The sequence below is a fragment of the Campylobacter concisus genome (assembly GCF_902460545.1).
GTDB classification, from domain to species: Bacteria; Campylobacterota; Campylobacteria; order Campylobacterales; family Campylobacteraceae; genus Campylobacter_A; species Campylobacter_A concisus_AE.
Window position 1 is genome coordinate 57891 of sequence record NZ_CABPUE010000003.1, and the last position, 18174, is coordinate 76064.

Genomic DNA, 18174 nt, shown 5'->3' on the forward strand with positions numbered 1-18174 from the left:
TTTGTTACTTACTAGAATAAATTTACAAATGTAACACTTGAGATTGGAATTTAGAAGAGAGATACTTTAAATTTAGTCATATCAAAAATATCAAATAAAAAGACTAGCCTTGCAAGCTCTTTGCAAGGCTATAAAATTAAGCTTTTGGACCAGCTTTGGCGTACTCAACACCCTCTTTTACGTCTTCATAGCGTTTAAAATTTTCAACAAACATTTTAGCAAGCTTATCGCGTGAAGCGTTATACTCAGCCGGATTTGTCCATGTATTTATAGGATTTAGCAGTTTTGTCTCGACACCATCAAGCTCTTTTGGGATAGCGAAGTTAAATTTATCAAAATTTTCAAATTCGCATTTTGTGATGCTGCCATCAAGGATCGCATTTATGCAAGCACGAGTTGCTTTTATGCTCATACGCTTGCCAACGCCGTAAGCACCGCCACTCCAGCCTGTATTTACAAGATAGACATTAACTCCGTGCTTATCAATCTTCTCGCCAAGTAGTTTTGCATAGACGGTTGGATGAAGTGGCATAAATGGCTCGCCAAAGCAAGCACTAAAAGTAGCGACTGGCTCTGTTATACCACGTTCTGTACCAGCAACTTTTGCTGTGTAGCCACTTAGGAAATAATACATAGCCTGCTCTTTTGTGAGCTTTGCAACTGGAGGGAGCACACCAAAAGCGTCGGCACTTAAAAAGATGATATTTTTTGGATGGCCAGCGCTTGAGCTTGGTTCGTAGTTATCGATGTGATAGATCGGATAGCTAACTCGTGTATTTTCAGTCTTTGAGCCATCTTTGTAATCAACCACTCCATTTTCATCAGCCACGACGTTTTCAAGTAGCGCATCACGCCTGATCGCTGCGTAAATTTCTGGCTCACTACTTGGATCAAGGTTTATACATTTTGCGTAGCAACCACCCTCGAAGTTAAATACACCATCATCGTCCCAGCCGTGCTCGTCATCACCTATTAGCTTGCGCTTTGGATCAGTTGAAAGTGTAGTTTTACCAGTACCAGATAGGCCAAAAAATAGCGCTGTATCGCCCTTCTCGCCTACGTTTGCAGAGCAGTGCATGCTTAGTTTGCCCTCAAGTGGCAACCAGTAGTTCATCATAGAAAAAATGCCTTTTTTCATCTCACCGCCATACCATGTGCCGCCGATCACTGCAACATTTTCTTCGACGTTAAAGATAACAAAGACATCTGAGTGTAGCCCATCAGCCTTATAGTCTTCATTTTTTGTTTTACAAGCGTTATATACTACAAAATCAGGCTCAAATTTAGCTAGCTCTTCCTTGCTTGGACGGATGAACATATTTTTTACAAAGTGTGCTTGCCACGCTACTTCAGTAACAAAGCGGACTGATTTTTGACTCTTTTTACTAGCCCCACAAAATGCGTCTTGGATAAAAATTTCCTTGCCACTAAGCTGCTCTTTTGCTTTTTTAAGAAGCTTGTCAAATAGCTCCTTTGTGATAGGCTGATTTATCTTGCCCCATGCAATATATTTTTGGCTTGGATCTTGCTTGACAAAGTACTTATATTTTGGGCTTCTTCCAGTAAAAATTCCCGTATCAACCATAAATGTGCCGTTACTTGAAACCCTACCCTCGTTGTTTGCCTTTTCAAGCTCAAAAAGCTCATCATAGCTTAGATTGTGATTTATCTTTTTGATCTCTTTTAGACCTAGTTCGTCTAGTTTATTTATCATATTATTTCCTTTTAAAATTTTCGTTTTTTTATAAATTCTGACCTAAGAGTCATCAAAATGTTAATCAAATTTCGCTTAACACTATCTTTTTAAAAGTGGCAAATTTATTTAAATTTAGCTACCACTTGATTGTTCGCGACGCTTTGACCTTTGCTAACTTCAATAGAGCCTATCACACCATCTTTTGGGGCTTTGACCTCTATCTCCATCTTCATTGCTTCAAGCACGACTACAGCTTGCCCTTTTTTGACTTGATCGCCAGGACTTACTAAAATTTTATGCACAGCGCCCGGCAAGCTAGCAACGATATCATTTGCTGTTGCGCCTGCTGCTGCACTTTTGGCATTTTTTACGCTCTTGCCTTCAACTTCGGTGATTGATTTTACTTGGATGCTATCGTTAAAGCCTTCGCTTACTTCGACATTGTAGCGGCTACCATTTACGACGACGCTATATCTGCCGCTTTGAGTTTGTCTGCATTCATTTGCCTTAGCATTTGGATCGATTTTTCTTACATTTACTTTAGCTTCACCTTTTAAGAATGCGATGCCTTTTTCTTTACAAGCAGCTGCTATAAATATATTTTCTTCGGTAGTTTTTATATTGTTTTGCTTTAGAATTTCTTTTACGTGGGCAAGTGACTTGCTCTCATCTTTATCAGCTATATCAACTGCGTGTTTTGTAGTTGGTTTTAGCCCTAGTTGCTCGCTTGCAAGCTTAATGATCTCTTTATCAGGTGTGACCGGAGTCTTGCCAAAGTAGCCAAGCACCATTTTGCCGTATCCCTCAGCGATCTTTTTCCACTTACCAAACATTACATTATTAAATGCTTGCTGAAAATAAAACTGACTAACAGGGGTCACTGAAGTACCGTATCCACCTTTTTGCACCACCTCGCGCATCGCAAGGATGACCTCTGGAAATTTATCTAAGATGTTATTATCTCTCATCATCTGGGTATTTGCAGTGAGTGCGCCACCAGGCATCGGTGAAAATGGTATTAGAGGGCTTACTTGCACGGCTTCAGGCGGTAAGAAATACTCTTTTAAACAATCATTCAAAACGCTTTCATATTTTAAAATTTTCTCCACGTCAAGTCCGCCAAGATCGTAGTTTTTGCCTTTTACTGCGTGAAGCATGGTTAGGATATCTGGCTGACTTGTACCACCACTTACTGGGCTTGCGGCTAGATCTATGCCATCGACACCAGCCTCAAGCGCTGCAAGATAGCAAGCCACACTTACGCCTGCTGTTTCATGAGTGTGAAGTCTAATATGAGTTTTTTCTGGAAGTAGCTTTCTAGCCATTTTTATGGTTTCATAGACCTTTTGTGGGCTGCTCGTGCCACTTGCATCTTTGAAGCAAACGCTGTGATAAGGGATATTTGCATCTAAAATTTCTCTTAAAATTTTCTCATAAAATTTAACATCATGTGCTCCCACACAGCCACTAGGCAGATCCATCATCGTAACAACAACTTCGTGTTTTAGCCCATGATGAGCGATCCTCTCGCCTGAATATTTTAAATTTTCAACATCATTTAGTGCGTCAAAATTTCTAATGGTGGTGGTTCCGTGTTTTTTGAAAAGCTTTGCGTGAAGATCTATTAGCTCGCGGCTACCAGTATCAAGTGTAACGGTATTTACGCCCCTGCTTAGTGTTTGAAGATTTGCTTTTGGTCCTACGATGCTTCTAAATTTATCCATCATCGCAAAAGCGTCTTCATTTAGGTAAAAATAAAGGCTTTGAAATCTCGCTCCTCCGCCAAATTCAAAATGCTCTATGCCAGCCTCTTTGGCCGCTTCAAGCGCAGGCAAAAAATCGTTCATAAGCACTCTGGCGCCATAAACTGACTGAAAGCCATCTCTAAAGGTCGTATCCATAACATCGATAAATTTCTTCGCCATCACCCACCTCATTAATTTTATAAATTTATTTAAAGAATTCATAGAAAATGGCTAAATTGATTAGAAACTCAAATTAGCCATTTTGCTTATTTTTTGGTATTTTACAACCAAAAACTTTTATATCATTTAAAAAGTGAGAGTAAGAAGTTTAATAATCCGCCGTGGCTCGCATCAAGCATTGGCTTTAATTCCATTAGAAAGACGCAGAAAAATACAAGTACAGCAAGCTGAATAAAAATATAAGGCACAACGCCTTTATAAATAGCAGTCGTTTTTATCTCAGCTGGTGCGACTGATCTTAGGAAAAATAAGCTAAATCCAAATGGCGGCGTTAGGAATGAAGTTTGCAAATTCATCGCAACTAAGATTGCTAGATAAATTGGATTTATACCAAGCTTTGCGGCTATTGGTACCAAGATAGGAAGCACAATATATGAAATTTCAACAAAGTCGATAAAAAAGCCAAGCACAAAGATGACAACCATACTAAAAATGATAAAGCCCCACTTCTCGCCTGGTAAATTTGTCATAAATTTTTCAACAATCTCATCTCCACCAGTGTAACTAAATACCATAGAAAAGGCTGTCGCACCAACAAGTATGGCAAAGACAAGTGCTGTGGTTTTTACGCTTTCTGCCAATGCCTCTTTTATCATAGAAAATGAAAATGTCCTATAAAAAATAGCTAAAATAATGGCTCCAACGCAGCCAAAAGCTGAACTTTCAGTTGGTGTAGCGATACCTGCAAATATAGAACCCAATACACAAATAACCAGCAAAAGCGGCGGAAAGATAGCGATTAGTGCTCTCATGATCTGCTTAAATTTACTAACACCGCTCTCATCTTTTACTACCGGTGCAGTATCTGGTTTCAAATAAGCAACAATCAAAATATAAATGATATAAACTGCTACTAGTGTGAATCCTGGGATGATGGCTTGATGAAAAAGTTCACCAACTGGCACTGAAAATATATCACCCAAGATAATCAGTACGATAGAAGGTGGAATGATCTGTCCAAGCGTACCAGCGGCACATATAGTGCCACAACCTAGCGCTTGGTCGTATTTATACTTTAGCATGACAGGCAAGCTTATAACGCCCATTGCAACGACACTTGCACCAACAACACCAGTTGAAGCTGCAAGAAGTGCTCCAACCAAGATAGTGCTAATAGCAATGCCTCCGCGAATTTCTCCAAAAAGCATACCCATGCTCTCAAGTAGCCTCTCAGCTAGTTTTGACTTTTGAAGCACGACGCCCATAAATACAAAAAGTGGAACTGCTATAAAAATTCTACTCTCCATGATAGAGAAAATTCTATAAGGCATGAAGTTAAACATATCTTTGAAAACTTCGATACTTCCAAGCAGACCATCTCCGTCTCCAATGCTCTCAACAATACTGCCAATCATGCCAAATATCATCGAAACCGCACCAAAGGTAAAGGCTACCGGAAAGCCAATACCTAGCATCAAAAGTGCAGCTATAAACATTATCAAGCCAGCCATTATTCCCCCTTTTTAGCTTTTTTGTAAAGATTAAAATTTCTTATAAAAAAGCCGATCGCAAAAAATACAAGTAGATAAAAAGAAAAAGGAATAAGTGCTTTTATGATCCATCTGTGAGTAAGACCGCCTGGATCTGCACTAGCTTCAGCTGAAGTATAAGCATCACTCACAAATTCAAATGATAAATTTGAAACCAAAAGTGCAAATGGGATTACAAAAATAACAGTTCCTATCATATTTACAAGAGCTTTATTTTTTGGTGAAAATTTAGCATAAAAGATATCAACTCTAACGTGTGCATCTTCTTTTAATGCATAGCTCATGCCAAGCAAAAATATCACAGCAAAAAAATGCCACTCAAGCTCCTGAAATGCAACGTTTCCATAAGAGAAAAAATATCTTGCCACAACGTTAAAAAAAACATCTATTATCATCAAAGCCATAATAAACATGCAAATATAGCCGACTATATCACTGACCTTATCAAAAAATTTCTCAACTTTTTGCATAAACAACCCTTAAAAAAACAATTTATTTATCATGATGATAAAGACGCAAACTGGCGCTACATATCTTAATAAAAAATACCATGCACTAAATACAAAGTCACTCATATATGGACTAAATAGCACATAAAGTGCTTCTCTCTTCATAAAATATCCAACGAATATCGCTCCACCAATACCACTAATTGGAAGCAGAACATTTGAAGCGGTAAAGTCAAGAAAATCAAAGAAATTTTTACCAAAGAGCATAAATTTGTCGCCAACATTTTCTATATTTGATAAAAGACATAAAAATCCTAATACAAAAACACCGGCTCCAACTATGCTAAGAGCTTTTATCCTGCTAATGCCATACTCTCTGATCAAGAAAAATACAAACGGCTCTACGATAGAGATAGCTGAAGTAATGCCAGCAAAGATAAGTGCAGCAAAAAATGCCACAGCTAAAATTTGACCTATCACACCAAGTTTAGCAAAGAGCGTTGGAAGCGAGATAAAGACAAGTCCTGGTCCTTGAGACGGCTCTGCGCCAAATTCAAATATAAATGTAAAGATAACAAGACCCATCATGATGGCTAAGACGATATTTATAAAAACGATACTTAGCGTAGAAGTAGCTAAATTTGTATCATCGCTTAGGCTGGCTGAATACGTAATGATTGCTGCCATACCAAGAGATAGTGTCCAAAAAGCAAGTCCAAGGGCAAGCAAAAGCGAATTAAATGAAATTTTACTAAAATCAGGAACAAGTAAAAACTCAGCAGATTTTGTAAAGCCATTCATCGTCATAGAAAAGATAAGCATGATTAGAACCATGATAAATAGGCTTGGCATCATCCAAACATTTAGCTTTTCAATGCCACTTTTCACTCCTTTTGAAAGGATAAAAAAGCAAGCTACAAATGCAATAACAAAATAAAGCGTCTGCTCGCCAAGACCATGCGTAAGAAGCTCGTTAAATATTACTTTTGAACTTTCTATATCGTTTGGAAGACCGGTAAAAGATAGCGTGAAATACTTAAAGACCCAGCCGATGATCACAATGTAGTAAGATGATATTATAGCTGCGGTTACCATAGCTAAAATTCCAACTAGTTGCCATAAATTTTTATTTTTATTCGCTAACTTTCTAAAGGCATTTACACTATCGCTCTCACTAAGTTTGCCAATACTTAGCTCTGCCATAAAGATAGGTATGCCAACTAAAAACGTTATCAAAAGATATAAAATAACAAATGCTGATCCACCATTTTCACCGACCATATATGGAAATTTCCATGCATTGCCAAGTCCAACAGCTGACCCTGCAACTGCTAAAACATAACCTATTTTAGAAAACTGTTCTTTTGCCATTATGCAATCTCCCTTACTAGCACCACAAAAACTAGAACTGGCGCTACAAACCTTATTAAAAAATACCAAATTTTAAAGACAATCTCACCCATATAAGGCAAAAATAGCTCTTTTAAAAGCTCAAATTTCATAAAGTACCCAACAAAAATGGCAAATATAATGCCACCAAGTGGGAGCATAATGTTTGAGCTAAGATAATCAAGCAAATCAAAAAAGCTCTTACCAAAAAATGTAAGTGCATCTTTAAAATCGCCAATACCGCTTAATGCACATAAAATCCCTAAAACATAAACTACGGCACCGACAATGATAATTGATCTATTTCTACTAAATCCCAAACTTTTATTTAAGAAAAATATAAATGGCTCGACTAGCGAAATAACCGATGTTATACCAGCAAAAAATAAAGATGTAAAAAATGCAAAAGCCAAGAAATTTCCAAGCAAACCAAGCTTTGCAAAAAGCGTTGGAAGCGAGATAAATGCTAACCCTGCGCCCTTTGATGGCTCTGAGCCAAATTCATAGGTGAATGTAAAAACTATAAGCCCTATAATTACGCTAATAATTATATTTGCAAAGACTACATAAAGTGATGAAGTAAATAAATTTGTATCATTGCCTAGGCTTGATGAGTAAGTTAAAATGCAGCCAATGCCAATACACATCGTAAAAAAAGCTAAGCCAAGAGCATTTAAGATAGCGCCTTGATCTATCTTTGAAAAGTCTGGCACTAGTAAAAATTTAGCCGCCTCATCAAATCCATTCATGCCAAAAGAGTAGCCAAGCATAAGCAAAAGTAAAATAAAAAGTGCTGGAATGAGATATACATTTATACGCTCTATTCCACTTTTTATACCTTTTGTAAGTATAAAAAAGTAGGCAAAAAAAGCGATGCTAAAATACAAAATTTGCTCCTCTATGCCCTTTGAAGTAAAATTTACAAAAAGCGCTTCTGAGCTTGCCATATCTTTTGGAAGCTCACCGAGACTTAAGATAACGTATTTTAAAACCCAGCCAATAATAAGCGTGTAAAAAGATGCGATGAATAGCCCTGTCACCATGATAGCACCAGCAAATTTCCAGGAATTTGCACCTTTTGTAGCTAGGCTTTTAAACGCTCCAACCGTATCAAGGCGTGAAATTTTACCCATTGCCATCTCAGCAAAAAATATGCTAAGGCCAACAACAAAAGCAAAAAATAGATATATAAGAATAAATGCTGAACCGCCATTACTACCGACCATATATGGAAATTTCCATGCATTACCAAGGCCAATAGCCGCTCCAATGATAGAAAGAACAAAACCAACTTTACTAAATCTATCCATCATTTACCTGCTATTTGATAGATCATGATGGCGCAAATTGCGATTGGTACGATGTATCTTAAAGCAAAATACCAAATTTCAAAAAATACTTTTCCCATAAATTCGCCAAAGAGTAGATATAGGCTCTCTTTTTTAAGTTTATAGCCAACAAAAAAACTAAAAATTATGGCACCTATTGGCATCATTATATTTGAAGTAAGAAAATCAAGTGCATCAAAGACTGGCTTACCAAATATACTAAATGTGCTGGCCGTATCAGAATAGTATGAAAATATACAAAAAATTCCCAAAACATAGACAAAAGCGCCTATATAAAGAAGTGCTGCCTTGCGTGAAATTTCAAATTTTCTGACCAAATAATAAGCAAAAGGCTCGATCATAGAAACCGCACTCGTGATACCTGCAAACAAAAGCGATACAAAAAATGCAACCGCCATGATGTTACCAACGACCCCAAGCTTTGCAAAAAGCGTGACAAGTGAGATAAAGATAAGGCCTGGACCACTTGCCGTGCTATCAGCCCCATAAGCAAATATAAATGTAAATACGACAAGTCCCATCATAATGCCTATTAATATGTTTATAAAAATGATAGAAAGCGTTGATTTTATAAGATTTGTCTGCTCCGGTAAATTTGCAGCGTATGTCGGTATGACGCCAACGCCCATAGATAGCGAGAAAAACGCAAGTCCAAGAGCCTGTAAAATCACATCTGGCGTGATCGCGCTAAAATTTGGTACAAATAAAAATTTAGCCGCCTTCACAAAGCCATCACCCATGCTAATTGCATAAAAAAGTATACAAATGAGCAGTATAAAAAGACCCGGCATCATCCAGATATTTAGCTTTTCAATGCCACTTTTCACACCTTTTGAAACAGCAAAAAACACCATTAAAAAGACTAGACTAAAGCAAAGCACGGCACTGGTTAGATCATTTGCCAAAAGTGTATTAAACTGCTGGGCTGCCTCTTCTTGATTGCTTAAAAGTGGCGAAAAGCTAAGATAAATATACTTTAATATCCAGCCAATGACAACCATATAAAATGAAGCAATAAGTATCGCTCCTATCATAAAAAAACCTGAAAGAGACCATATTTTTTTGTGTTTTGGAGCAAGTTTATAAATGGAGCTTACAACATCACTCTCACCAAGCTTACCAATGCTAAGCTCCGCTAAAAACGCTACAAAAGCAATAGCAAACGTGAGAAGTAAATATAAAACTATAAATGCTGAACCACCATTGTTTCCTACCATTGTTGGAAATTTCCATGCATTACCAAGCCCAACGGCTGATCCTGCCATAGCAAGAACAAAGCCTATTTTTGAAAATTTTTCATTTATCATTGATTACCTGAGATTAAGAATAAATTAATTTTTTCAAAGATAACATAAAAAAACTTTTATTTTTCTAAGCCAAGAATTTTTTATGGGCAATTTAAATTTTTAGTGTTTTTATTTGAAACAAAGTTTTGTTTTTGTAATATTATGGCTCATAAAGTTTAAGTAGGGGACAGATCCGAAAGAGCTTTAAAATTTTAAAGGAGCAACGATGAAAAAGATCGTGTTTTTAATTCTTGGTCTTGCTGCATTCGCATTTGGCGCTGATGGCGAGATGATCAGATCATATTCAGTTATCGCTGGTGGTATTGGCCTTGGTCTTGCAGCTCTTGGTGGCGCTATTGGTATGGGTAACACAGCTGCTGCAACAATTAGCGGAACAGCTAGAAACCCAGGTGTTGGTAGCAAACTTATGACTACAATGTTTATCGCTCTTGCGATGATCGAAGCACAAGTTATCTACGCACTTGTTATTACACTTATCGTTCTTTACGCAAACCCAATGCTTGGCTAAGCGTAAAGCTTAAATTTAGCCCCTTTTTGGGGCTTTTTCTCTTTTTGCGATCATGGTGGAATTGGTAGACACGCTATCTTGAGGGGGTAGTGCCGCTAGGTGTGCGAGTTCGAGTCTCGCTGATCGCACCAGCTAATCTTATACTTCAAAATCTAAAATCTTACAAAATTTAAAAAGGGGAATTTATGCTAGATAAAAAGCGTGCTTTAAAACAGCTACAAAATGAAGCAGATGATACCGCCATCTATACGTTACTCGAAGCTAGTGAAAAAAATGAAGAAAATAAAAAAATACTTCGTAAATTAATCACTGAAGAAAAACGACACTATGCTTTTTGCCAAAAGATAACAGGTGAGAGTAGAACTGCAAATTTATTCAAAGTCATCTTCTATACGATACTTGTTAAAATTTTTGGTACATCTTTTACTTTAAAATTTATGGAGTCACGTGAAGAAGACGCAGAGCAATTTTATCTTGGTATTGTTGATGAGTATCCTGAAGCTAGAGATATTTATGAAGAAGAAGTAAATCATGAAAACAATTTAATCTCTATGCTAAAAGACACAAAGCTCGTAAATGCCGGCGGCATTGTTCTTGGTATGAATGACGCATTAGTTGAGCTAACAGGCACACTTAGCGGCATCGCGCTTGCATTTTCAAATACAAAATCAGTTGGCGCAACAGGCCTTATCATGGGTGTGGCAGCTGCACTCTCTATGGCTGGCTCAGCATATCTTGAGTCAAAAGAAAATCCAAGTGACGAGATCAAACCGCTCACCTACTCGCTCTACACAGGAGGCTCATACATCATAACAACAGCATTTTTGATACTTCCATTTTTCATCTTTACAAGCGGTCTTTACGCCGTCTTGTTGATGTTTTTCTTTGCGCTAGTTGCCATTATCACTTACAACTTTTACATAAGCGTGGCAAAAGAGCTTAAATTTTTGCCAAGAGTAATTGAAATGTGTGTAATAACTTTTGGTGTTGCGATCATTTCATTTGGTATTGGCTTTTTAGTCAAGCACTATTTTGGCTTAGATATTTAATCCAAAATTTCATACCAAGCGTAGCTGTCGTCTCCAAAATTTCCACTAAATAGTGGTTTTAAATTTAGATCAAGTTGTAAATTTTTACCATTTTTGAAATTTGAGCTTTGATAGATAAGTAGCCACTTTACATTTGCTAGCTTGCCCTCTTTTGCGAGCTTTAAAAACTCATCAGCTCCTTCAAACATAGTAAGCCCTGTTAAATTAAGCTCTTTTTGAATGCTGACTTTTCTATCTGGTACACTAAAAAGTGGTATCGTCTTATCAAATTTATCACTTCTTGAGTAGATTATAACATCTGGATTTTTACCGCTGCCCACTAACCTACTGTCAAGCTTTGGCCGGTCTGTTCGCACTGTGTTGCCACCTATCACTAGCGTATCTATGACGCTTCTAAGTTTATGGACGTGCTTGCGGCTAAGCTCATTTGTGATGATGCCACCACTTGCCACACCATTTTTACTAAGGGCGATTTTTAAAAAGCTAAATCCACCATTTTGATATGCCAAAAATGGCTCAAGTAGCTTATCGCAACGCTCTTTTAAAATACCAAATTTAACTTTTGCTCCAGCACTCTTAAGCAAAATAGCACCGCCACTTGCTACCTTATTTTCATCATGACTACCTATTATCACCCCTCTAAAACCTAGCTCTTTTAGCAAATTTGCACAAGGTGGCGTTTTGCCATGATGCGAGCAAGGCTCAAGAGTGACGTATGCTTTTGCATTTTTTAGTAAATTTGAGTGGTTGTTTAGTATAAATTCGTAAGTAAATTTTGGCTCTAAAAGGCTAAATTCGCCCTCTTTTATATTAGAGCCAAATTTATCGCTATACGCTTTTATAAAATCATCTTTAAATTTTTTACTTTTTTTGCAAAGCGCAAAAAATATCGCCGTTGGCTCAGCGTGTAAATATCCAGCCTTTTCATGAGCCTTGCAAGATAAAATTTGCCCATTTTCATCAAGGATAAGACATCCAACGGCTGGATTTGGATAGGTCAGGATCTGAAATTTCCAAGCCTCGCTTAAAGCAAGATCCATGTAAAATTCGTCGTTCATCTTAGCAGACTATTTTTATTTTCCTATATCTTTTATCTCATCAACAAGAGTTTTTGAGATCAAGTCGATATCGGTCGGCTCATCCTCCGCGTCCCACCTAAATGCAGCAATCTCCGCCAAAACAGCGATCTCTTTAAAATAGCTATATTTCGTTGTAGAGAGTGGTATAGCGTAAGAGACCAAAAGCCTATCAGCATTATCATAAATTTTCACACTGTAGCGAAAGTGTGGCTTGTTTAACGCCTTGCCGCCCCAGTTAAACCATCTTTCATAATCCATTTGTATTTTTATCTTGAAGCTATTTTCGTCCCCTAAAATGCCCTGCTCTTTTAGATGTTTGTTTATAAATTCCACAAACTCATCACGAAGTCCGCTTTCGTTTTTATAGTTAGTGTTGTGCTCGTATCTAGTTGGTTGATTTGTCAATGTTAGGTTAAAATCACTAACAATGTATTTAGCCACGCCTTTTTGTATCGGCGTTGGCTCAACATTATATTTATATCTTCCCGCGCATCCAACTAAAAAAGCACATAAAACTATTAAAAATACTATTTTTACAAATTTCATACTTTTCATAAATTTACGACAAGCCGTCGATCTTGCCCTCTGCGTCTATCTTCATATTGACCGCAGCTGGCACTTTTGGAAGTCCTGGCATTAGCATGATCTTACCGCAAACTGCTACGATAAAGCCAGCTCCAGTTCTAATGTCAAGGTCTTTTACACTAAATGTAAAGCCCTTTGCTCTACCCAAAAGTTTCGCATCGTCGCTAAATGAGTACTGCGTTTTTGCGATACAAACTGGCAAATGGCTCAAATTTAGCTCTTTTATCATCTCAAGCTTTTTAAGAGCGGCCTCCTCAAAGACCACCTCGCCAGCTCCATAAATTTCCTTAGCAACCTTTTCTATTTTAGTTTTCGTATCGTCACTCATCTCGTAGGTGAAATTTATCTTGCTTGGCTTGTCGCATGCTTTTAAAACTAGCTCGGCAAGCTCAAGCGCACCTTTGCCACCTTTTAAGAAATTCTCACAAACTGCCACTTCTACACCAAGCTCACGGCAATACTCTTTTACGAAATTTATCTCTTCATCAGTGTCAAAGCCAAATTTGTTAAGCGCCACAACCACGTTTTGACCAAATTTACCTTTTAAATTTTCGATATGTCCGCCAAGGTTTTCGATGCCTTTTTTAAGGGCGTTCATATCTGGTTTTGTGATCTCGTCTTTGTTTGCTTCACCGTTATATTTTAGCGATCTGATCGTGCTTACAAGCACTACAGCGCTTGGTTTAATCTCGGCAACCCTGCACTTTATATCTAAAAATTTCTCCGCGCCAAGCTCCGAGCCAAAGCCAGCTTCAGTTATGACGTAGTCAGCTAAATTTAGAGCTGTTTTTGTTGCAATGACTGAGTTGCAGCCGTGTGCGATGTTTGCAAATGGGCCGCCATGCACGAGCGTAGGTGTGTGCTCAAGCGTTTGAAATAAATTTGGCTTGATCGCATCTTTTAAAAGTATACAAACAGCGTCTTGACAGCCTAGATCACGCACGTAGATAGGCTCTTTATCGCTATCGTAGGCAACCATGATATTTGCCACACGCTCTTTTAGATCAGAAAGGCTCGTAGCTAGACAAAGCACAGCCATGATCTCGCTTGCAGCGGTGATGTTAAAGCCATCTTCTCTTGGCACGCCATCTGTTCTACCGCCCTGACCCACAGTGATAAATCTAAGCGCGCGGTCGTTCATATCCATACAGCGCTTCCATAAAATTTTCTCTATTTTTAGTGGGTTTTCTTGATAAAGGCTATTATCTATCATCGCTGAAATCAGGTTATTTGCCGATGTTATCGCGTGAAAATCGCCAGTGAAGTGTAAATTTAGATCCTCCATCGGCGCAAGCTGTGAGTAGCCACCACCTGCTGCTCCACCTTTTATACCAAAAACTGGCCCCAAAGATGGCTCACGAAGTGCCAAGCAGACCTTTTTATTAAGTGAATTTAGCGCATCAGCCAAGCCGATCGACATAGTCGTTTTACCCTCGCCATACGGAGTTGGATTAGTCGCAGTGACTAAGATGAGCTTTGAGTTTGACGGCTCAAGTCTAGGAGAAATTTTAGCCTTAAATTTTCCATAAAGCTCGAGCTCGTCTTCGCCTAAACCTAGTCTTGCGGCAACTTTACTGATGTGTTCTAGTTTCGTTTGGTGAGTTATCTCTATGTCGCTTAGCATTTACCACTCCAAATATGTTTTTGCTTTTTTTATCTCACTGATGTTGATCTCAAAGATTCCCTCTTCGTTTTCAACTGCGATACTTTCTTCGTCTGCTTTTACAAGCCTTCCTGCAAATTTCTCAGCCTCGGTTTGAACTTTTACAAGCTCGCCAACGCTCGCTTTAAAATGAGATGGCTTACTAAGCTTTCTCTCAAGGCCAGGTGAGCTAACTTCGAGGTTATAATCCCCACTAACTGGCGGTGTCACATCAAAGATAGGCGAGAGTAGACGGCTTACTTTTTCACAGTCATCAAGGCTCACTCCGCCATTTTTTGTGATATAAACTCTAAAAATAGCCCTACCATTTTCATTTGCGATCTCGCTGTCGTAAAGCTCAACGCCGCATTCGCGTACTAGTTTGTCTAAATTATCCATTTTTGTTTAAATCCTTTGAAATTTTATCAAACAACTTATCCATATGGTTTTGATACTCTAATCTATCGTCAAATTTAAAGTGAAAATTTGGGCATCTATACCAGCCCTCAGCTGCCATACAGTGGTTTTGCAAATGCCTGCAAACTCGCTTTAAATGCCCCAAAATATACTCTTGTTCACGCTCATCAAAAGCCATCTTATCAAGATAAACAAAGGCGTCATATCTACCCTTTTTACACTCGACATCAGTGACGCAAAGCCCTTTTAAAATGCTATCTTCAAGAGTAGCTAGAGCCTCTGGGATGAGCTCTTTTAGCACACTTTCTGTTCTCATACGCTTTATTTCGTTAGCGTTCATAGAGTAGCTTTCTCCTTGACTTCTTTGAAGCTTTCGATATAGTCGTTTTCTCTAATATCATTGAAATTTTCGATACCAACACCACACTCATAACCTTTAGCGACCTCTTTGACGTCATCTTTGAAGCGTTTGAGTGAGCTAACCAAGCCCTCATAAACAACCACACCTTCTCTAATAAGGCGAATTTTTGCGCCTCTGTTTATAGTGCCCTCAGTGACGATACATCCAGCGATAGCACCAACTTTTGGCACATGGATCACTTGACGAACCTGAGCTTGACCAAGCTGCTCTTCTCTGATGATTGGTGACATTAGTCCGCCCAAGATTGCTTTCACGTCGTCAATTAAATTATAAATAACATTATAAGTCTTTATCTCGACACCGCTCTCTTTTGCCTTTTCTTTTATCTCGCCAGTTGGTCTTATGTTGAAACCAAGGATTATACAGTCTTCGCTCGCACTAGCAAGTGCCACGTCGCTTTGTGTGATGCCGCCAACGCCTGAGTGGATTACATTTACTCTGATCTCATCATTTGCTAGTTTTTCTAGGCTTGCTTTTAGTGCCTCAAGTGAACCACCAACGTCAGCCTTGATGATGACTGGAAGCGTCTTTAACTCACCCTCGGCAATCTTAGCACTAAGCTCGTCAATACTAACTTTTGTACTCTTGCTGAGCTCTTTTTGGCGGATATATTCAGCCTTTTTCTGCGCGTATTCACGAGCCTCTTTATCAGTTTTTACGCCTATTAGCGTCTCGCCTGCCTCTGCTATCTCGCTAAGACCTACTATCACACCACATTCGCCTGGTTTTATATCTTGCAAAGGCTTACCTTGGTCATCAAGCAAGCTTCTTATCTTTCCATACGCAACGCCTGCTACGACAGTATCTCCAACATGAAGCGTGCCATTTTCAACGATGATGGTAGCCACTGGACCACGACCTTTTTGAAGTGAGCTCTCGATAACAGTTGCTTTTGCGTTTGCCTTTGGATTTGCTTTTAGCTCTAAAAGGTCAGCTTGTAAAAGTACGATCTCTAATAGATCATCTATGCCCATGCCTGTTTTTGCAGAGATTGGCACAAATTCATATTTTCCGCCCCACTCTGTTGGCATGATATCAAGCTCAGCAAGACCAGTCTTTACTAGGTCAGGATTTGCTGACTCTTTATCCATTTTGTTTATCGCGATGATTATTGGTACACCAGCAGCTTTTGCGTGGCTGACCGCCTCTTTTGTTTGTGGTTTTACGCCGTCATCTGCTGCAACAACGATGATAACTATATCAGTTACACCAGCACCTCTTGCGCGCATAGCAGTAAACGCTTCGTGACCTGGGGTGTCAATAAATGTGATGTTTTTGCCATTTTTATTTACCATATAAGCACCAACATGCTGAGTGATACCACCAGCCTCTCCTGCTGCTACACGTGATTTTCTTATGTAATCAAGCAATGAAGTTTTACCGTGATCGACGTGACCCATGATGGTTATAACTGGTGCTCTTGGCTGGAGATTTTCATCATCTTTTATCTCTTCTTCGTAGGCTGCTACATAGTCAAATTCTTTTTGATCATCAATAATATTGACCTCAACATTAAACTCATCAGCTAAAATTTCGATCGCATCTTCATCCAAAAAGTCATTTTTTGTTGTCATCATACCAAGCATAAATAGCTTGCCTATGACCTCGCTTGGCTGTTTGTTTAGTTTCTCGGCAAATTCATAAACACGAATTTCTTTTGGAATGCTTATAGACGTCACAGCTTCGTTGTTTTGTTTATTTTCAGGCTTTTTGTGTTTTTTTCTAGCTCTTCTTTGAATGCCGCCTTCGCCAAATGAATTTATCGTATTGTTGACCGTAGTTCTCATAACATTTGGCTGTTTTGTCTTTTGAGCAGGTGCTGGTGCTGGGGTTTTAAAACTAAAATCAGGAAGAACGACTACATCTTCATCTTCTAGTACAATGTCACCAAAATCACTTCCGCCAAGCAGATCCATCTTCTGAGCGCTATCCTTTTTACTTGCAACAACTACTTTTTTATCTTTTTTCTTTTTCTTAGCTAAATTTTCATCATTTGCTGAAAACATACTTTTAAAATCGCTTATGTTAGCTATGCTTGGCTCAGGCTTTTTCTCTTCTTTTGTAGCAATTGGCGCTTCATAGTCTTTTTTCTTTTTTACTATCACAAGGCCACGTCTTTTTTGAGTCACATCAGCCAAGCTCTCTTTTGGTCTTGGAACTTCGACTTGTTTTTGCTCTACTTTGATTTCTTCTTTTTTAGGCTCAATTTTTTGTTTTTCTTCTAAAATTTGTGCCTCTTTCTTAGTCTCAGCTTTTACCGACTTTGACTCAGTTTTAGTAGTAGCTTTTTTAGGTTCACTTTTTTGTTTTTCTTCTTTTTTTACTGACTCTTTTTCTACTTCTTTTTTAGGCTCTTTTTTTGGTTTAGGTTCACTCTTTTTCTTTTTAAATTTATCTGGTATCACGCCAGTTTGAACATATTCATATATAGCTTCGGCCTCTTCAAGGCTAACTGCATTTGAGTGAGTTTTGACTTTTAATCCTAGCTCTTGAGCTTTTTCTACTATCTCTTTACTTGGATAGCCAAGCTCGTTTGCGATCTCTGAAATCCTAACATTGCTCATTTAAGAGTATCTCCTTTAACTTCGGTGCATCACAAATAAGAGCACCTTTAGTTTGTTTATCAATTATTTTTTTTAAAATTTTTATATCTTTTTGTATACATTTGTCACACAGATAAAAGCTACGACCATTTCCTTTGCCATGTTCTAAATTTTTACCTACCAAGCGGTATCTTTTTAACAAGCTCTGAGAAATTTTAATTTTACAAGCGACGCATGTCCTTACAGGATTATTTTTGTTCATTAT

Annotated in this window: 16 protein-coding genes and 1 tRNA gene; 3 read left to right on the plus strand and 14 right to left on the minus strand. The window is 38.3% G+C overall.

Annotation, left to right across the window (positions count from 1 at the left end):
* Positions 1–136: 136 nt before the first annotated feature.
* From pckA to FZ949_RS03360, 7 genes are all read right to left on the minus strand, one after another.
* Entirely contained in the window at positions 137–1711 is a 1575-nt protein-coding gene (gene pckA / locus FZ949_RS03330; RefSeq protein ID WP_187424706.1) for a phosphoenolpyruvate carboxykinase (ATP), read from the minus strand.
* Between the two features lie 107 nt (positions 1712–1818).
* Positions 1819–3621, minus strand: coding sequence for a biotin/lipoyl-containing protein (locus tag FZ949_RS03335; RefSeq protein WP_103580426.1), 1803 nt, complete (start codon positions 3619–3621; stop codon positions 1819–1821).
* A 122-nt stretch (positions 3622–3743) separates the two neighbouring features.
* A complete protein-coding gene (locus FZ949_RS03340) occupies positions 3744–5132 on the minus strand; it encodes a TRAP transporter large permease (RefSeq protein ID WP_107695460.1) in 1389 nt (462 codons plus the stop codon).
* The gene (locus FZ949_RS03345) at positions 5132–5641 is read right to left on the minus strand and encodes a TRAP transporter small permease subunit (RefSeq protein WP_103580424.1); all 510 of its coding nucleotides are present in this window, start codon (positions 5639–5641) and stop codon (positions 5132–5134) included. The genes FZ949_RS03340 and FZ949_RS03345 overlap by 1 nt, the downstream gene beginning before the upstream one ends.
* A 9-nt stretch (positions 5642–5650) precedes the next feature.
* The gene (locus FZ949_RS03350) at positions 5651–6991 is read right to left on the minus strand and encodes a sodium-dependent transporter (protein ID WP_021090462.1); all 1341 of its coding nucleotides are present in this window, start codon (positions 6989–6991) and stop codon (positions 5651–5653) included.
* Positions 6991–8322 carry a sodium-dependent transporter gene (locus tag FZ949_RS03355; protein WP_103580423.1) on the minus strand — a complete coding sequence of 444 codons (1332 nt, stop codon included), beginning with the start codon at positions 8320–8322 and terminating at the stop codon, positions 6991–6993. The genes FZ949_RS03350 and FZ949_RS03355 overlap by 1 nt, the downstream gene beginning before the upstream one ends.
* A complete protein-coding gene (locus tag FZ949_RS03360) occupies positions 8319–9665 on the minus strand; it encodes a sodium-dependent transporter (RefSeq protein ID WP_103580422.1) in 1347 nt (448 codons plus the stop codon). Before FZ949_RS03360 ends, FZ949_RS03355 begins: the two co-directional genes overlap by 4 nt.
* A 205-nt stretch (positions 9666–9870) precedes the next feature.
* Here FZ949_RS03360 and FZ949_RS03365 point away from each other — a divergent pair, with 205 nt between their 5' ends.
* From FZ949_RS03365 to FZ949_RS03375, 3 genes are all read left to right on the plus strand, one after another.
* The gene (locus FZ949_RS03365; RefSeq protein WP_004317263.1) at positions 9871–10173 is read left to right on the plus strand and encodes a F0F1 ATP synthase subunit C; all 303 of its coding nucleotides are present in this window, start codon (positions 9871–9873) and stop codon (positions 10171–10173) included.
* A 46-nt stretch (positions 10174–10219) separates the two neighbouring features.
* Positions 10220–10304: transfer RNA gene (locus FZ949_RS03370), tRNA-Leu, on the plus strand.
* 54 nt (positions 10305–10358) lie between these two features.
* Complete coding sequence (locus FZ949_RS03375; protein WP_103580421.1) at positions 10359–11222, plus strand: VIT1/CCC1 transporter family protein; 864 nt, start codon at positions 10359–10361, stop codon at positions 11220–11222.
* On the opposite strand, the gene ribD is transcribed toward FZ949_RS03375, so the two are convergent.
* Genes ribD through FZ949_RS03410 form a run of 7 tightly spaced genes read right to left on the minus strand, consistent with a single transcriptional unit; the run spans position 11219 to position 18171 of the window.
* Entirely contained in the window at positions 11219–12280 is a 1062-nt protein-coding gene (ribD, locus tag FZ949_RS03380) for a bifunctional diaminohydroxyphosphoribosylaminopyrimidine deaminase/5-amino-6-(5-phosphoribosylamino)uracil reductase RibD (protein WP_103580420.1), read from the minus strand. The genes FZ949_RS03375 and ribD overlap by 4 nt on opposite strands.
* 15 nt (positions 12281–12295) lie before the next feature.
* The gene (locus tag FZ949_RS03385) at positions 12296–12847 is read right to left on the minus strand and encodes a hypothetical protein (RefSeq protein WP_103580419.1); all 552 of its coding nucleotides are present in this window, start codon (positions 12845–12847) and stop codon (positions 12296–12298) included.
* A 13-nt stretch (positions 12848–12860) separates the two neighbouring features.
* On the minus strand, positions 12861–14510 hold the full coding sequence (locus FZ949_RS03390; protein ID WP_148790138.1) for a formate--tetrahydrofolate ligase: 1650 nt from the start codon (positions 14508–14510) through the stop codon (positions 12861–12863).
* Entirely contained in the window at positions 14511–14927 is a 417-nt protein-coding gene (rimP, locus tag FZ949_RS03395; RefSeq protein ID WP_103624995.1) for a ribosome maturation factor RimP, read from the minus strand. It lies immediately after the preceding gene.
* The gene (rbfA, locus tag FZ949_RS03400; RefSeq protein WP_021090755.1) at positions 14920–15285 is read right to left on the minus strand and encodes a 30S ribosome-binding factor RbfA; all 366 of its coding nucleotides are present in this window, start codon (positions 15283–15285) and stop codon (positions 14920–14922) included. Before rbfA ends, rimP begins: the two co-directional genes overlap by 8 nt.
* Positions 15282–17930, minus strand: a complete 2649-nt coding sequence (gene infB / locus FZ949_RS03405) for a translation initiation factor IF-2 (RefSeq protein WP_103580416.1) — start codon at positions 17928–17930, stop codon at positions 15282–15284. Before infB ends, rbfA begins: the two co-directional genes overlap by 4 nt.
* Complete coding sequence (locus tag FZ949_RS03410; protein ID WP_103580415.1) at positions 17917–18171, minus strand: YlxR family protein; 255 nt, start codon at positions 18169–18171, stop codon at positions 17917–17919. The genes infB and FZ949_RS03410 overlap by 14 nt, the downstream gene beginning before the upstream one ends.
* Positions 18172–18174 lie beyond the last annotated feature (3 nt).

Bases quoted from the DNA above. Each gene is read 5' to 3' on its own strand.
- FZ949_RS03335 (WP_103580426.1), bottom strand. From the start codon at position 3,621: ATGGCGAAGAAATTTATCGATGTTATGGATACGACCTTTAGAGATGGC.
- FZ949_RS03340 (WP_107695460.1), bottom strand. From the start codon at position 5,132: ATGGCTGGCTTGATAATGTTTATAGCTGCACTTTTGATGCTAGGTATT.
- FZ949_RS03345 (WP_103580424.1), bottom strand. From the start codon at position 5,641: ATGCAAAAAGTTGAGAAATTTTTTGATAAGGTCAGTGATATAGTCGGC.
- FZ949_RS03350 (WP_021090462.1), bottom strand. From the start codon at position 6,991: ATGGCAAAAGAACAGTTTTCTAAAATAGGTTATGTTTTAGCAGTTGCA.
- FZ949_RS03355 (WP_103580423.1), bottom strand. From the start codon at position 8,322: ATGATGGATAGATTTAGTAAAGTTGGTTTTGTTCTTTCTATCATTGGA.
- FZ949_RS03360 (WP_103580422.1), bottom strand. From the start codon at position 9,665: ATGATAAATGAAAAATTTTCAAAAATAGGCTTTGTTCTTGCTATGGCA.
- FZ949_RS03365 (WP_004317263.1), top strand. From the start codon at position 9,871: ATGAAAAAGATCGTGTTTTTAATTCTTGGTCTTGCTGCATTCGCATTT.
- FZ949_RS03375 (WP_103580421.1), top strand. From the start codon at position 10,359: ATGCTAGATAAAAAGCGTGCTTTAAAACAGCTACAAAATGAAGCAGAT.
- ribD (WP_103580420.1), bottom strand. From the start codon at position 12,280: ATGAACGACGAATTTTACATGGATCTTGCTTTAAGCGAGGCTTGGAAA.
- FZ949_RS03385 (WP_103580419.1), bottom strand. From the start codon at position 12,847: ATGAAATTTGTAAAAATAGTATTTTTAATAGTTTTATGTGCTTTTTTA.
- FZ949_RS03390 (WP_148790138.1), bottom strand. From the start codon at position 14,510: ATGCTAAGCGACATAGAGATAACTCACCAAACGAAACTAGAACACATC.
- rimP (WP_103624995.1), bottom strand. From the start codon at position 14,927: ATGGATAATTTAGACAAACTAGTACGCGAATGCGGCGTTGAGCTTTAC.
- rbfA (WP_021090755.1), bottom strand. From the start codon at position 15,285: ATGAACGCTAACGAAATAAAGCGTATGAGAACAGAAAGTGTGCTAAAA.
- infB (WP_103580416.1), bottom strand. From the start codon at position 17,930: ATGAGCAATGTTAGGATTTCAGAGATCGCAAACGAGCTTGGCTATCCA.
- FZ949_RS03410 (WP_103580415.1), bottom strand. From the start codon at position 18,171: ATGAACAAAAATAATCCTGTAAGGACATGCGTCGCTTGTAAAATTAAA.